Origin of the sequence: Streptomyces sp. NPDC002573 (genome assembly GCF_042889625.1) — a bacterium.
In the GTDB taxonomy this organism is placed as follows: Bacteria; Actinomycetota; Actinomycetes; order Streptomycetales; family Streptomycetaceae; genus Streptomyces; species Streptomyces gibsoniae.
Window position 1 is genome coordinate 39370 of record NZ_JBIARC010000018.1, and the last position, 14646, is coordinate 54015.

At 71.4% G+C, this 14646-nt stretch carries 10 protein-coding genes and 1 pseudogene; 7 read left to right on the forward strand and 4 right to left on the reverse strand.

The window, feature by feature from the left end:
* Positions 1 to 192: 192 nt before the first annotated feature.
* Positions 193 to 1359, reverse strand: coding sequence for a hypothetical protein (locus tag ACFYX0_RS18775; RefSeq protein WP_388971497.1), 1167 nt, complete (start codon positions 1357 to 1359; stop codon positions 193 to 195).
* Between the two features lie 257 nt (positions 1360 to 1616).
* On the opposite strand from ACFYX0_RS18775, the gene ACFYX0_RS18780 reads away from it, so the two are divergent.
* Both ACFYX0_RS18780 and ACFYX0_RS18785 read left to right on the forward strand, forming a co-directional pair.
* Positions 1617 to 3230 carry an MFS transporter gene (locus ACFYX0_RS18780; protein WP_388971499.1) on the forward strand — a complete coding sequence of 538 codons (1614 nt, stop codon included), beginning with the start codon at positions 1617 to 1619 and terminating at the stop codon, positions 3228 to 3230.
* Positions 3231 to 3410: 180 nt separating this feature from the next.
* Positions 3411 to 4595 (forward strand): acyl-CoA dehydrogenase family protein, encoded by a 1185-nt coding sequence (locus ACFYX0_RS18785; RefSeq protein WP_388971501.1) that lies wholly within the window; start codon positions 3411 to 3413, stop codon positions 4593 to 4595.
* A gap of 39 nt (positions 4596 to 4634) precedes the next feature.
* Here ACFYX0_RS18785 and ACFYX0_RS18790 read toward each other — a convergent pair whose 3' ends face one another.
* Complete coding sequence (locus ACFYX0_RS18790) at positions 4635 to 5072, reverse strand: cell division protein SepF (protein WP_311696706.1); 438 nt, start codon at positions 5070 to 5072, stop codon at positions 4635 to 4637.
* Between the two features lie 290 nt (positions 5073 to 5362).
* Between ACFYX0_RS18790 and ACFYX0_RS18795 the strand changes: the two genes are divergently transcribed.
* Positions 5363 to 6535: a DUF5685 family protein gene (locus ACFYX0_RS18795; RefSeq protein ID WP_388971503.1), complete on the forward strand. Its 1173-nt coding sequence runs from the start codon at positions 5363 to 5365 to the stop codon at positions 6533 to 6535.
* A 161-nt stretch (positions 6536 to 6696) separates the two neighbouring features.
* On the forward strand, positions 6697 to 7935 hold the full coding sequence (locus ACFYX0_RS18800) for a nitrate- and nitrite sensing domain-containing protein (protein WP_388971505.1): 1239 nt from the start codon (positions 6697 to 6699) through the stop codon (positions 7933 to 7935).
* A gap of 30 nt (positions 7936 to 7965) precedes the next feature.
* On the opposite strand, the pseudogene ACFYX0_RS18805 reads toward ACFYX0_RS18800, so the two are convergent.
* A pseudogene (locus ACFYX0_RS18805) lies at positions 7966 to 8213 on the reverse strand (ABC transporter substrate-binding protein); the annotation flags it as partial.
* Positions 8214 to 8516: 303 nt separating this feature from the next.
* On the opposite strand from ACFYX0_RS18805, the gene ACFYX0_RS18810 reads away from it, so the two are divergent.
* The 3 genes from ACFYX0_RS18810 (at position 8517) to ACFYX0_RS18820 (ending at position 11991) form a co-directional block, all read left to right on the forward strand.
* A complete protein-coding gene (locus tag ACFYX0_RS18810; protein ID WP_388971507.1) occupies positions 8517 to 9299 on the forward strand; it encodes a DUF1684 domain-containing protein in 783 nt (260 codons plus the stop codon).
* A gap of 245 nt (positions 9300 to 9544) precedes the next feature.
* Positions 9545 to 10450: a S1 family peptidase gene (locus tag ACFYX0_RS18815; protein WP_388971509.1), complete on the forward strand. Its 906-nt coding sequence runs from the start codon at positions 9545 to 9547 to the stop codon at positions 10448 to 10450.
* 461 nt (positions 10451 to 10911) lie between these two features.
* Complete coding sequence (locus tag ACFYX0_RS18820; protein WP_388971511.1) at positions 10912 to 11991, forward strand: S1 family peptidase; 1080 nt, start codon at positions 10912 to 10914, stop codon at positions 11989 to 11991.
* 152 nt (positions 11992 to 12143) lie between these two features.
* Here the strand turns inward: ACFYX0_RS18820 and ACFYX0_RS18825 are convergent, their stop codons facing one another.
* Complete coding sequence (locus ACFYX0_RS18825; protein ID WP_388971513.1) at positions 12144 to 14525, reverse strand: ATP-binding cassette domain-containing protein; 2382 nt, start codon at positions 14523 to 14525, stop codon at positions 12144 to 12146.
* Between the last annotated feature and the right edge of the window lie 121 nt (positions 14526 to 14646).

Consider the following 14646-nt stretch of genomic DNA (forward strand, 5'->3'; position numbering starts at 1 on the left):
GGTTTGTGATGACGATGTGATGTGGGATTCCTCTCAACAGGGGGTTTATTTCTACGGATTCTGTTATCGGTGTGGCGCTCGTCCTTCAATTCCATTGATCGCCGAGGGCCTTGGTTATATGCCCCTTATCTATTCGTTCACCGAATGCTGGGGCGGAATTACCCGACCGCTCACCGTGCGGAGCGGAGTGGATCATGGTGGACCGGAACCGTTCAGCCAGAACGCTCCGTACGCGGTCGACGCCAGGGCGACACCGCCGAGTACCACCGCGGACCTGGCGGGACGCACTCGGGTCAGCGCCCGGGCGAGGGGCAGCAAAAGGGGGAAAGCGGGCAGCAACAGACGTGGTTTCGAGCCGAAGTAGCTTGACGCGCACAGGGCGAGCGCGGTGACCACGCCCGTGTACACGAGCAACGGCAGCGGCTGGCGCTGCCGGACGCACACCACGTACAGCCAGACGATCGCCGCCACCCCGACGATCAGTCCCACGCCGGCCAGGGCGCCGGGGACGGAGGTGAACTTGCCCGCGATGAAACGGGCGAAGGCATAACCGCCGTCGAATCCGTTGCGCCACCCCGCCTGGACGTCGAGATATCCGAGCGGACCACGGCCGGTGCGGTGTCCGACCCACAGAACGTAACCGGCGGCCCCGAGCGGGGAGATCAGCATGCCGAGCGCCCGGCGCATCCATGGAACGCCGTCCGCCCGGGGCGCGCGCCGGTCGTCCACGAACGAGGTGACCGCCGCCACCCACACCGCCGCGACCACGGCCGCGCCCACCGGCCGGGTCAGACCGGCGAGCGAGGCGAGCACCCCCGCCGTCACCCAGCGGCCGGTCAGGACCGCGTACAGCGACCAGGCGGCGAGCGCGGTGAAGAGGGACTCGCTGTACGCCATCGACTGCACGATCCCGACCGGCAGCACCGCCCACACGAGCACCAGGCAGACGCCCGTCCGGCGGTCGTGCACATGCTCCGCGACGGCGAAGATCCCCCAGGCCGCGGCGAGCGAGGCGAGTGTGGCGACGGCGAGTCCCGCGTCGGCGTACGACAGCGGGGTCACCGCCGCGCCGAGCCGCTCCAGCCAGGGCAGCAGCGGGAAGAACGCCAGGTTCGAGTGCACGTCGCCGTTCGGGAGGCGGACCTCGTAGCCGTAGCCGAGGGCGGCGACCCTGGTGTACCAGAGCGAGTCCCAGCGCGCGGCGAGCAGTGTGTGCGGGCTCGTGCCCCGCGCCGCGCTCCACAGGGCGAGCACGACGAGGCCCACGGCACGGACGGCCGCGTACCCCAGGAGGGCGGGGGCGGCCCGGCGCAGGGCGCCGGCGGGGGGCGGCGTCGTGCGCCGGGCAAGATCGTCCATTCGCCCGATTATCAAGGGCGACGGGAACCGGAGCCGCTTCCAGCACGTGGGGAGTCGTGGGTGAGGTGGCGTACGCCACACGATCTCCGGGAGAACGTGAGAGGTCCGCCACGCGACCCTTCGGGGAACTCGCGTACGCTGGCGACTCGCTCGCTTCGTTTGCGTCCCCACCGGGAACCGCTCTCCCGGTACGGTCGCGGGGCCGTCCCCATCCCCGTGGATCCGCCGGAGCGAGGGATCATCTTGGAGGTACCTCTATGTCCGGGACGACCACGGCCGCCGCCATGTCGCGGGGCCGGGCGGCCGGGGCGGGTGCGAGCCGATGGGTCGTCCTCGTCGTCCTCTGCGCGAGCCTGCTGCTCGTCGCCGTCGACGCCACCGTGCTGCATGTCGCGATGCCCGCCGTCACCGAGGATCTCAAGCCCGGTGCGACGGAACTGCTCTGGATCGTCGACATCTACCCACTCGTCTGCGCCTCGCTGCTGATCCTCTTCGGCACGCTGGGCGACCGCGTCGGCCGCAGGCGTGTGCTGCTGCTCGGCTACGGCCTGTTCGGGATCGCCTCCGGAGCGGCGGCCCTCGCCCACGACGCACAGGTGCTGATCGGGGCACGGGCGCTGCTCGGTGTGGGCGGCGCGATGATCATGCCCGCGACCCTGTCCATCCTGCGCCAGGTCTTCCCCGACCGGCGCGAGCGGGCGGTGGCGATCGGCATCTGGAGCGCGGTGGCCGCGGTGGGCGCGGCGATCGGGCCGCTGCTCGGCGGATTCCTCCTCGAACACTTCTGGTGGGGCTCGGTCTTCCTGATCAACATCCCGCTGATGCTGGTCAGCCTGCCGGTCGGGCGGCTGCTGCTGCCGGAGTCGAAGGGCGACGGCGAGGGCCCCTGGGACGTGTTCGGCGCCCTCATGGCGGCGGGCGGCCTCTTCGCCCTGGTGTTCGCCGTGAAGCGGCTCGGCGCCGGGCAGCCGCCGCTCGGCCCCTTCACCCTGCTCCCGCTGCTTGCGGGCGCCGCACTGCTGATCGCCTTCGTCCGGCGGCAGCGGCGCCGCACCCACCCCCTGGTCGATCTGCGGATGTTCGGCCGCCCGGCGTTCGGCACCTCGGTCGGCTGCATCGTGCTGGCGATGCTGGCCCTGGTCGGCCTCGAACTGATCGCGGCCCAGTATCTGCAGCTGGTGCTGCGCCTGTCGCCGTTGCAGACGGGGCTGCGGCTGCTGCCGCTGACGTTCGCGGCGATGGCGGCCGGCCTGGTGGGCTCGCAGCTGCTGCAGCGCCTCGGCCCCCGCCTGATGGTGACGTCCGGCTTCTGTCTGACCACCGTCGCCGTGCTCACGCTGACCCTGATGGGCGGCGACGACAATCCCGGGCTGCTTCTGTTCGGTTTCGTCCTGCTCGGCTTCGGGCTGGAGACGACCCTGTTCGGCGCGTACGAGTCGATGCTGAGCGAGGCTCCGCAGGCGCAGTCCGGCGGGGCCGCGGCCATCGGCGAGACCTCGTACCAGCTGGGCGCCGGCATCGGGATAGCGCTGCTGGGCAGCGTGATGAACGCCGCGTACACGCCCGGCCTGTCCTCGGTGCCTGGGGTTCCCGCGTCGGCGAGCCGCGCCGCCGGTCATTCGCTCGGCGAGGCCTACGAGGTGGCGGGCCGCCTCGGCGGCGCGCGGGGCAGCGCGCTGCGTCACGCGGCGCGCGACTCCTTCGTCCACGGCCTGCATGTGACGCTCCTGGTCAGTGCCGGGCTGCTGATGCTGGGCGCGGTGCTGGCACTGCGGCTCCCGCGCGTCATGCACTGCGAGCCGGCGGTCACGGAGGGCGAGCCCGCCGTGCCGTCACCGCGCAAGGCCGAGGAAGTCCGCGTCTCGGCGTGACCGACGCGTGCGCGGGGCCGCCGCAGGGCCCGTGACAGCGGGCCGCTCGGGCCCCGTACGGCCCCCGGCTGATCCCCGGGAGGGAGACCGGTACTGGACGCGCGGCCCGGCGCGTCGTACCGTCGGCCCCGTCCACTCCTGGCTAGCGCTGCTAGTTTTCAGTGTCACGGAGGCTGCCCCATGACCCCGACGTTGCCGCCCTTCGACCCCGCCGATCCGCTGGGGATCGACGACCTGCTGGACGCCGAGGACCTGGCCATCCGCGACACCGTGCGCACCTGGGCGGCGGAGCGCGTGCTGCCGCACATCGCCGAGTGGTACGAACAGGGCGAGCTGCCGGGGATCCGGGGGCTCGCCCGGGAGCTCGGCTCGCTGGGCGCGCTCGGCATGTCGCTCAGCGGCTACGGCTGCGCGGGGGCAAGCGCGGTGCAGTACGGCCTGGCCTGCCTGGAGCTGGAGGCCGCCGACTCCGGGATCCGCTCCCTCGTCTCCGTCCAAGGCTCCCTCGCCATGTACGCCGTGCACCGGTTCGGCAGCGAGGAGCAGAAGCAGCAGTGGCTGCCCCGCATGGCTGCCGGCGAGGTCATCGGCTGCTTCGGGCTCACCGAGCCCGACCATGGCTCCGACCCTGCCTCGATGCGCACCTACGCCAAGCGCGACGGCTCCGACTGGGTCCTCAACGGCCGCAAGATGTGGATCACCAACGGCTCGGTCGCCGGGGTCGCCGTCGTGTGGGCGCACACCGACGAGGGGATCCGCGGGTTCCTCGTGCCCGCCGGCACCCCCGGCTTCTCCGCGCCGGAGATCAAGCACAAGTGGTCCCTGCGGGCCTCGGTCACCAGCGAACTCGTCCTCGACGACGTGCGGCTGCCCGCCGACGCCGTACTGCCCGGCGTGGTCGGCCTCAAGGGACCGCTCGGCTGTCTCTCCCACGCCCGGTACGGCATCGTGTGGGGCGCGATGGGCGCGGCCCGCTCGTGCTTCGAGACCGCCGTCGAGTACGCGAAAAGCAGGGAACAGTTCGGCCGGCCCATCGGCGGGTTCCAGCTCACCCAGGCCAAACTCGCCGACATGGCGGTCGAACTGCACAAGGGGATCCTGCTCGCCCACCATCTGGGGCGGCGGATGGACGCGGGACGACTGCGTCCCGAGCAGATCAGCTTCGGCAAGCTCAACAACGTGCGCGAGGCGATCGAGATCTGCCGGACCGCGCGGACGATCCTCGGCGCCAACGGGATCTCCCTGGAGTACCCCGTGATGCGGCACGCCACGAATCTGGAGTCGGTGCTCACCTACGAGGGGACCGCCGAGATGCACCAGCTCGTGCTGGGCAAGGCGCTCACCGGGCTCGACGCCTTCCGGTGAGCAGGCCCGAAGCGGGCAGGGCCGGTGACCGGCCCTGCCTCAGCTCTGGTTGAAGAATCCGCCCTGCTGCCGGCTCGCGGCCTCGCCGCTGACGATCTCCGTGTCCGCCGGGGTCAGCAGGAAGACCCGGCTGGAGACCCGGTCGATGGAACCGCGCAGACCGAAGATCAGACCGGCCGCGAAGTCCACGACGCGCTTGGCGTCGCCGGGCTCCATGTTGGTGAGGTTCATGATGACCGGGACGCCGTCCCGGAAGAGTTCGCCGATGGCCCGGGCGTCCCGGAAGCTGTCCGGGGTCACCGTGCCGATGCGGCGACCCTTCTCCTCGGCCGTGTCGGACGCGACCTGGACACGAGGGTCCGTCACCCAGGCATCGCCCTGGTCCTGGCCCTCGGCGTAGTCGTCGTCGTAGTAACGCTCGTCATCGTTGTCGTCGACGAGGCCCAGCCAGGCACTCGCCTTGCGTACCGATCCCATGGACGCCTCCTTCCCAAGCGGTCCTTCAAGCCTTCCGCAACTCCATGGTCGTCCATGATGCGGATGTGGCGCCAAGGGGATAGACGCCGCACGGGGGTTTCGTGACGGTACTGGTGCACAGCCAGTACGTCGAGAGCCCGCGTGTCCCAAGGGCCGTCGGGCAAACCACTGCTGACTGTGAGTGAAATATTATTTGCGGCGGCGTACGGGTGACGAGTCGTGCGTACGGGTGAACGAAGTGGCAGATAAGCTGCCGCAGCTCAACGTCGTACCAGACACGGGGGAGTGTCGTGTTCGGAATCGTCCGGCCCTGCCGACATCGGCTCGGGGAGAGTCTCGGAACCCAGTGGATGGCGCATCTGTGCGGACTGTGTCTCGCCCTGCGCGCGGACCACGGGCAGTTCGCCCGGGTCGTCACGAACTACGACGGGCTGCTCGTCTCGGTCCTGACGGAGGCTCAGGCCGAGCGGACCGACGGCGGGCGGCGCACCGCCGGGCCCTGTCCGCTGCGCGGCATGCGCACCGCCTCCGTCGCCCGGGGCGAGGGCGCCCGTCTCGCCGCCGCCGTCTCGCTGGTCCTCGCCTCCACCAAGATGCGCGACCATATGGCCGACGGGGACGGCCTGTTGGCGCGTCGGCCGATGGCGTTCGCCGCGCGCCGGGTCGCGGAGAGCTGGGGCAGGGCCGGCGCCCTTAGCGGCTCCGCCGTCGGGTTCGACACCGCGCTGCTCGTGGAGGCCGTGAGCCGGCAGACCGGCATCGAGGCGCTCGCCGGGCCCGGCACCCCGGTGCCGGCCGTCACCGAGCCGACCGAGACCGCCACCGCCGCCGCCTTCGCGCACACGGCGGTCCTGGCCGGACGCCCCGGCAACGCCGAGCCGCTGGCCGAGGCGGGCCGGCTCTTCGGGCGGCTCGCCCATCTGCTGGACGCCGTGGAGGACCGGGAGGCCGACGCCGCGTCGGGCGCCTGGAACGTGCTGACGGCCACCGGCACCTCACTGGAGGAGGCCCGCCGGCTCGCCGACGACGCGCTGCACGGGATACGGCTCGCGCTGCGCGACGTGGAGTTCACGGACGGGCGGCTCGCGCACGTCCTGCTCGCCCACGAGCTGCGCACCTCCGTCGACCGCGCCTTCGGCACCACTTCCTGCTCGCACACGCCCGGGTTGCACGGCCCGTCGCCCTCGGGTCCGTACGCACCCGGTGGCCCGGCCGGACCGCCGCCCCCGGAACCGCCGCGCCGCCGCGGGCTGGTGGCGGGCTGCGCTGTGTGGCTGGGGCTCGCCTGCACCTGCCAGTTGTGCTGCGGCAGTTACGAGGATCCGTGGACCCGGGAGCGCAAGAACGCGGCGTGCCAGGACTGCGGCGACTGCTGCGACGGGTGCGAGTGCTGCGGTGACTGCTGCGGCGGGTGCGACGGTTGCGATTGCTGCTGCGACGGGTGCGACTGCGGCTGCAACTGAGGTTGCCGGGGAAAGCGAGGCGGCCGGGGAAGCCGATGCGGCGGGGAATCCGAGGCAGGGAGAATCCGGGGCGGCGGGGAAACTCCGGAAATACTGTTTCTGCTCCGTAAAACAAGCACATGATGTGGTGACCGGTGCGCCGCGGGTTCGTTGGATACTCCGTGCACGTCCCCATCCGTGTCAGGCTGCTGAGGATCCTCGTCCTCGCCCTGGCCGTGCTGCTCGCCCTGCTGGGTGCGGCCGCCGCGGAGCAGTTCGCGGCGTACCGCAACGCGGCCGTCACCGCCGCCAACGCCCGGCTCTCCGGCACGCTCCAGGGGCTTGTCCACGCCCTCCAGACGGAGCGCGGGCTGACCGTCGGACACCTCGGCGGCGTACGGCGGTTCCGCGACGGGCTCCCCGCCCGGCGCAGGGCCACCGACACCGCCCGCGCGCGGCTGGAGGCGGCGCTCAGGGGCCGCGACGACGCGGTCGCCGCCGCCGTGCGCGGCTCGCTGCGGCGGCTCGACGCACTCGTCGCGATCCGCCGCCACGCCGACGACGGCACCGCGACGCCCGACGAGACCTTCGACGGCTTCACCGCCGCCGTCACCGTCCTCGACCGGCCGGGGCTAGGCCTCGACGACGCGCGCGACGGCCGGCTGCGCGCCGCCTGCCAGACGCTGCGGATCCTCGGCAGCGTCAAGGAGTTCGCCGGCGAGGAGCACGCCCTGCTGCTCGGATCGGTGCCCGCCGGACGGCTCCGAGCCGACGACTACCTCCGCTTCCTCCAGCTCCGTGCGGGCAGGCTCGCCGCCCTGGACAGCTTCGGGCGCTCGGCCACCACGGCCCAGCGGCGGCGGCTCGACGCGGCGCTCGGCGCCCCGGACGCCGTACGCGCGCTCGCCTACGAGGGCGCCGCGGTGCGCGGCGGCGGCCGGCTCGACGCGCGCGCCGTCCCGCCCGTGCCCCGGTGGGAGTCCATGACCTCCACCCTCGACGGCCTGCGCGCGGTACAGCTCTCGATCGGCCGGGACGTCGAGGCCCGCGCCGCCGAGCTGGAGGGGACGGCCCGCCACGATCTGGTGCTGTGCGCGCTGTTCGCCCTTGGGACGGTCGCCGCACTCGGTCATCTCGCCCTCGACTGCGTACGTTCCGTCTCCACACCGCTCGGCGCCCTCGCCGCGCAGGCGCGCGAGGTGTCCGGCATCCGGCTGCCGCGGACACTCGCCGCCGTGCGGCACGGCGGGCCGGGCCGGACGCCGCCGCCCGCGCCGCTCGCCGTGTCCGACCGGGCCGCGCCGGAAGTGGTCCAGCTGGCCGAGGCGTTCGAACGGGTGCAGCGCCTCGCCTACGACCTCGCGGTCGAGCAGGCGGTGCTGCGCCGCGACGCCGCCGCCGACCCGGCCGCCCTGGCATGACGTCCCGCGCCCCGCACGGAGGGCACCGCGTCAACTCTTCAGCTCCGGCGGCGAGATGCGCGACTTCGAGATCGCCGAGCCCGTCGTCCCCCACTTCCTGAGGATCTCCTCGTACGTTCCGTCGGCGATCAGCTGGTCGACCGCGGCCTGGAGCGGGGGGCCGGCTTGGTGCCCTCGGCGAAGGCGAAGCCGGCGTCGAGACGGTGGTACTCGTTCAGGAACTTCAGGCCCGGCTGCCGGGCGACCGCGTACCGCAGTCGGTTGATCGTGGACATCACGTTCTGGTTCAACATCGGCGCCCTGTACCCGCACATCCTCGGGGTGCGGACGGTGAACCTGTTCGCGCCGGTCACGGTCGCGGCCGGTTCCGGACCTTCTCCCGGGCAGCACGCTCCGGGAGCATCTGGGCCTCTCCCGGCCCACCACCCGGTACACCGTGACAGGGGGAGCGTCATGAGCCGGGGACGAGTCGGGCGCCGCCTCGGCGCTCCCGGGGCTGCCGGCGCGGAGACGGACGGTTCGTCCGGACGGACGCGGCCGGCACCCCGGACCTGTGGACCCGCTGTGGAAGGGTTGATCGCATGACGACGGACGCATCCGACGAGTGGAAGCAGTGGCACGAGCACCGCACCGAGCAGGTGTCGGCGCCCTACGGACCGCTCGCACTGACCGGCACCTACTGGCTGGAGGACTATCCAGACGAACCGATTCCGGCCATCCCCGGGAGCTGGTGGGCCGACGAGGAGGGGGTGGTGCTGACGGCCGGAGCGGACGACGGACTGACCGTCGACGGCGAGCACTTCACCGGTGAGATCCGGCTCGGCGCCGATCCCGGCCCCGCCACCGGGTCCCGGGTCGCGGTGGGCCGGCGCCGGCTGGTCGTCCTCGTCCGTGAAGGCGTCTGGGGCCTGCGCGACTACGACCCCGACGCCCCCGCACGCCGGGCCTTCCGGGGCATCGACGCCACACCCCACGATCCGCGCTGGTCGGTCGAGGGGCACTTCACCCCGTACGGAGAGCACCGCACCGTACGCGTCGAGAACGCCGACGGGGAGTACCGCGGCCTCGCGCTCGGCGGTGTCCTCGCCTTCACCCTCGACGGACAGGACCTCACCCTCCAGGTCTCGGTCGAGGACGACGGCTCGCTGTGGGCCGTCTTCGCCGACACCACCAGCGGCGACAGCAGTTACCGCTTCCGGTTCCTGCGGCCGCCGGCGCCCGACGCCGAGGGGCGTACGACGGTGGACTTCAACCGCTCCCTGCTGCCGCCGTGCGCCTTCGCGGATCACTTCCTCTGCCCCTTCCCGCCGCCGGGCAACACCCTGGGCGTCGCGATCGAGGCGGGGGAGCGCAGCCTGCTGTAGGGAGAAGCTCCGCAGAACATCCGTCACCCTCCAGGATCTCCAGGGAAGTCGAAGAGACGCCCGGGGGCAGTTGAAGGCTGTACGGCCGAAAGGGCCCTTGCGCCGATCGGCCACGCGGCCGAATACTCCCCCCAGCGCTTGTCAGGAGCACGGCAAATTCGGAATCCGGACGAGCCGGCTCCCGGCTGCGCCTCACGGGCCCCATCCCCACGTGGGCCCCCGACTTCCCTTGGAGGGAACGACAAGTGAGGATCAAGCGCACCAACCCCACAAGCGGTATCGCGAGACGGACCCGGCTGATCGCCGTGGCCGCCGGGCTCGTGGCCGCCGCCGCGTTCACCGTCCCCAGCGCGAACGCGAGCGACGCACACACCTTCAGTGCGAACCAGCTCGGCAGGGCGAGCGACTCGGTGCTCAAGGCCGATGTCCCGGGCACCGCCTGGGCCGTCGACGCCACGACCAACCGCGTCGTCGTCACCGTCGACAGCACGGTCTCCCAGGCCGAGATCGCGAAGATCAAGAACGAGGCCGCCGGCAACGCCGGTGCCCTCACCATCAAGCACACCCCGGGCCGGTTCAACAAGCTGATCTCCGGCGGCGACGCCATCTATGCGAGTAGCTGGCGCTGCTCGCTCGGCTTCAACGTCCAGGACTCCAGCGGGAACTACTACTTCCTGACCGCCGGGCACTGCACCGACGGCGCGGGCACGTGGTGGACGAGCACGTCCCACTCGACCACGCTCGGCACCACGGCCGGCTCCAGCTTCCCCGGCAACGACTACGGCATCGTGCGCTACACCAACAGCTCGGTGACCAAGTCGGGCACCGTGGGCAGCGTGGACATCACCAGCGCCGCCACGCCCTCCGTCGGCACCACCGTCTACCGCCGCGGCTCCACGACCGGCATCCACAGCGGCCGTGTCACCGCCCTCAACGCGACGGTCAACTACGGCAACGGTGAGATCGTCAACGGCCTCATCCAGACCACGGTCTGCGCCGAGCCCGGTGACTCCGGCGGCCCGCTGTACTCCAACGGCGGTGTGGCCTACGGCCTCACGTCCGGCGGCAGCGGCGACTGCACCTCCGGCGGTACGACCTTCTTCCAGCCGGTGACCGAGGCCCTCAGCGCCTACGGGGTCCACGTCTACTGATCCCGCCCCACCGGCATTCCCGTACGACCCGATCCGCAGCCGGCAGCAGGGGAGCCCCCGCACCCAAGAGCCTTCTTGGGAGCGGGGGCTCCCTTGTGTGTGCAACCGGTGCGGAAGCAACTCTCGCTCTCCCTCTCGGTTCTGGAACCCGAGTTTGAATCGGCGGTATCCGGACAGGACTAGACCTCGCTGGACGCACAGGGATTACCCTCGTATGGCATTTGCAGTGGGAATCCAGACGGGAGACACAAGGGAACGGTCAGCGGGCAGGGGGCGCACGGCTGTTGGCGTGCGCGCGTCCTGAAGTCGACCTTGTGTGCTCCCTGTGAGCCTCGGGATAGTGGGCCGCACGGTGGGTACGGACGTGGCTTCTGCGCTACGCCGCCTCCGTGCCCCAACGCCTTCCGGTCGCGGTGTGACCCCCACAGTCCCCGCGGTCGCCCCCCACAGGAGGACGTGAGTTGAAGCATCGACGCATAACCCGGCGGCGAGCAGCCCTGGCGGGCGCGGGCACCGCCGCGCTGATCGTCGCGGGCGTCACCTTCCAGAATGCGAACGCGAGCGAGACCCCGACGGCCGGAGCGCCCCACACGCTCTCTGCTGTCGCGGCCGGAAAGCTCGCCTCGACGCTCGGTGCGGACCTGGGTGCCGACGCGGCCGGAACGTATTACGACGCGAAGACCGAGCAGCTCGTCGTCAACGTGCTGAACGAGACGGCCGCGAAGACCGTCCAGGCGGCCGGCGCCAGGGCGAGAGTCGTCCAGAACTCCCTGACCGAACTCGCGGGCGCCCGCACCACGCTCCAGAAGGACGCGACGCTCCCGGGCACCTCCTGGGCGACCGACCCCAGGAACAACAAGGTCGTCGTCACGGCCGACCGGACCGTGTCCAAGGCGGCGTGGGCGCGGCTCACCCAGGTGGTCGACGGGCTGGGCGGCAAGGCCGAACTCAGGCGCTCGCAGGGCACGTTCAAGCCCTTCATCGCGGGCGGCGACGCCATCACCGGCTCGGGCGGGCGCTGCTCGCTCGGCTTCAACGTGGTCAAGGACGGCCAGCCGTACTTCCTGACCGCCGGACACTGCACCCAGGCGATCTCCAGCTGGTCGGACTCCAGCGGCAAGACGATCGGCCAGAACGCGCAGTCCAACTTCCCGGGCCACGACTTCGGCCTGGTCAAGTACACCGCGGACGTCGACCACCCGAGCGCCGTCGACCTCTACAACGGCTCCCCGCAGGCGATCACCAAGGCGGCCGACGCGACCGTCGGCGAGAAGGTGAGCCGCAGCGGCTCGACGACCCACGTCCACTCCGGCACGGTCACCGGTCTGGACGCCACCGTGAACTACTCGGAGGGCACGGTCAGCGGTCTCATCCAGACCGACGTCTGCGCCGAGCCCGGTGACAGCGGCGGCGCGCTCTTCGACGGCGACAGCGCGGTCGGTCTCACCTCCGGCGGCAGCGGCGACTGCACCTCGGGGGGCCAGACCTTCTTCCAGCCCGTCACCGACGCGCTCTCGGCGACGGGTTCCAAGATCGGCTGATCGGCCGGCAGCCCCGGTTCCCACGACAGTCCCGCCCCGCGCGTTCGGGGGCGGGACTGTTCGGCATGAGCGGCGCGTACCGTGAGCGCCCCGATCGGGCGCCGCGACGGCCCCAGTCAGGCACCGAGTTCGGCCGTGCGCCGTCGCCGCGCTCAGGCGCCGACGTAGGCCGCGAGGTGCTCGGCGGTGAGGGTGGAGCGGGCGGCCACGAGGTCGGCGGGGGTGCCCTCGAAGACGATCCGGCCGCCGTCGTGGCCGGCCCCGGGGCCGAGGTCGATGATCCAGTCGGCGTGCGCCATGACCGCCTGGTGATGCTCGACGACGATGACCGACTTGCCGGAGTCGACGAGCCGGTCGAGCAGACCGAGCAACTGCTCGACATCGGCGAGGTGGAGACCGGCGGTCGGCTCGTCGAGGATGTAGACGCCGCCCTTCTCCGCCATGTGCGTGGCCAGCTTGAGCCGCTGCCGCTCGCCGCCGGACAGCGTGGTGAGCGGCTGGCCGATGCTGAGGTAGCCGAGCCCGACGTCGACGAGCCGTTCGAGGATGCGGTGCGCGGCCGGTGTGCGCGCCTCGCCGGCGCCGAAGAACTCCTCGGCCTCGGTCACCGACATCGCCAGCACCTCGCTGATGTCGCGGCCGCCGAGGTGGTACTCGAGGACCGATGCCTCGAACCGCTTCCCCTCGCAGTCCTCGCAGGTGGTGGCGACGCCGGCCATCATCGCCAGGTCGGTGTAGATGACGCCGGCGCCGTTGCAGGTGGGGCAGGCGCCCTCGGAGTTGGCGCTGAACAGCGCCGGCTTCACGCCGTTGACCTTGGCGAACGCCTTGCGGATCGGGTCGAGGAGCCCGGTGTAGGTCGCCGGGTTGCTCCGCCTGGAGCCGCGGATCGCGCTCTGGTCGACCGAGACCACGCCCGTGTCGGCGGGGACCGACCCATGGACCAGCGAGCTCTTGCCGGAACCGGCGACGCCGGTGATCACGGTCAGCACCCCGAGCGGGATGTCGACGTCGACGTCCCGCAGGTTGTGCGTCGTCGCGCCGCGGATCTCCAGCACGCCGGTGGGCTTGCGCACCGACTCCTTGACGGAGGCCCGGTCGTCGAGATGTCGGCCGGTGATGGTGCCGCCGGCCCGCAGCTCCTCGACGGTGCCCTCGAAGCAGACGGTGCCGCCCGCCGTCCCCGCGCCGGGGCCGAGGTCGACGACATGGTCGGCGATCGCGATGACCTCCGGCTTGTGTTCCACGACGAGCACCGTGTTGCCCTTGTCCCGCAGCCGCAGCAGCAGGCCGTTCATCCGCTGGATGTCATGGGGGTGCAGGCCCGTGGTGGGCTCGTCGAAGACGTAGGTGACATCGGTGAGCGAGGAGCCGAGATGGCGGATCATCTTGGTGCGCTGCGCCTCACCGCCCGACAGCGTGCCCGACGGCCGGTCGAGCGCGAGATAGCCGAGCCCGATCTCCGTGAACGAGTCGAGGGTGTGCTGCAACTTGCCGAGCAGCGGCGCCACCGAGGGCTCGTCGAGACCGCGGACCCAGTCGGCCAGATCGCTGATCTGCATCGCGCAGGCGTCGGCGATGCTGATCCCCTTGATCTTCGACATCCGGGCACCCTCGCTGAGCCGGGTCCCGTCGCACTCGGGGCAGACGGTGAAGGTGACCGCCCGGTCCACGAACTCCCGGATGTGCGGCTGCATCGCCTCCCGGTCCTTGGAGAGCATCGACTTCTGGATGCGGGGGATCAGACCCTCGTAGGTCATGTTGATCCCCGCGATCTTCATCCTGGTCGGCTCGCGGTGGAGGAAGTCGTGCAGCTCCTTCTTGGTGTAGTCGCGGATCGGCTTGTCCGGGTCGTAGAAGCCCGACTCGCTGTAGAGCCGGTAGTTCCAGCCGCCCGCCTTGTAGCCGGGGACGGTGATGGCGCCCTCGGTGAGCGACATGGAGTCGTCGTAGAGCTGGGTGAGGTCGAGGTCGGAGACGGTCCCCCGGCCCTCGCAGCGCGGACACATGCCGCCGGTGCGGGTGAAGGTCGCCTTCACCGCCTTCTGGGTACCGCGCTCGACGGTGATCGCGCCGCTCGCCCGGACCGAGGGGACGTTGAAGGCGTACGCGCTGGGCGGGCCGATGTGGGGCTCGCCGAGCCGGCTGAAGAGGATGCGCAGCATGGCGTTGGCGTCGGTGGCGGTGCCCACCGTGGAGCGGGGGTCGGCGCCCATCCGCTGCTGGTCGACGATGATCGCGGTGGTCAGCCCGTCGAGGACGTCGACCTCGGGCCGCGCCAGGGTCGGCATGAAGCCCTGGACGAAGGCGCTGTAGGTCTCGTTGATCAGCCGCTGCGACTCCGCGGCGATCGTGTCGAAGACCAGTGAGCTCTTGCCCGAGCCGGAGACGCCGGTGAACACCGTCAGCCGGCGCTTCGGGATCTCGATGCTGACGTCCTTGAGGTTGTTCTCGCGTGCGCCGTGCACGCGGATCAGATCGTGACTGTCGGCGACGTGCGGCGCGGACGACTGCGAGTCCGTCCTCTTGGCCATGTCTGTCGTGTCTCCCTTTGTCTGTCTCGTGGGGCCGCCTGACCCGTCCGCCGCCCCGCCCGGTCCGGACAGGGCCGAAGCCTAGCTGCCGGAGCCGTATCCGCCGTTTGTGCAGGTGAGG

Coding starts and splice junctions, on each gene's coding strand:
- ACFYX0_RS18780 (WP_388971499.1), top strand. CDS start 1,617: ATGTCCGGGACGACCACGGCCGCCGCCATGTCGCGGGGCCGGGCGGCC.
- ACFYX0_RS18785 (WP_388971501.1), top strand. CDS start 3,411: ATGACCCCGACGTTGCCGCCCTTCGACCCCGCCGATCCGCTGGGGATC.
- ACFYX0_RS18825 (WP_388971513.1), bottom strand. CDS start 14,525: ATGGCCAAGAGGACGGACTCGCAGTCGTCCGCGCCGCACGTCGCCGAC.
- ACFYX0_RS18790 (WP_311696706.1), bottom strand. CDS start 5,072: ATGGGATCGGTACGCAAGGCGAGTGCCTGGCTGGGCCTCGTCGACGAC.
- ACFYX0_RS18775 (WP_388971497.1), bottom strand. CDS start 1,359: ATGGACGATCTTGCCCGGCGCACGACGCCGCCCCCCGCCGGCGCCCTG.
- ACFYX0_RS18810 (WP_388971507.1), top strand. CDS start 8,517: ATGACGACGGACGCATCCGACGAGTGGAAGCAGTGGCACGAGCACCGC.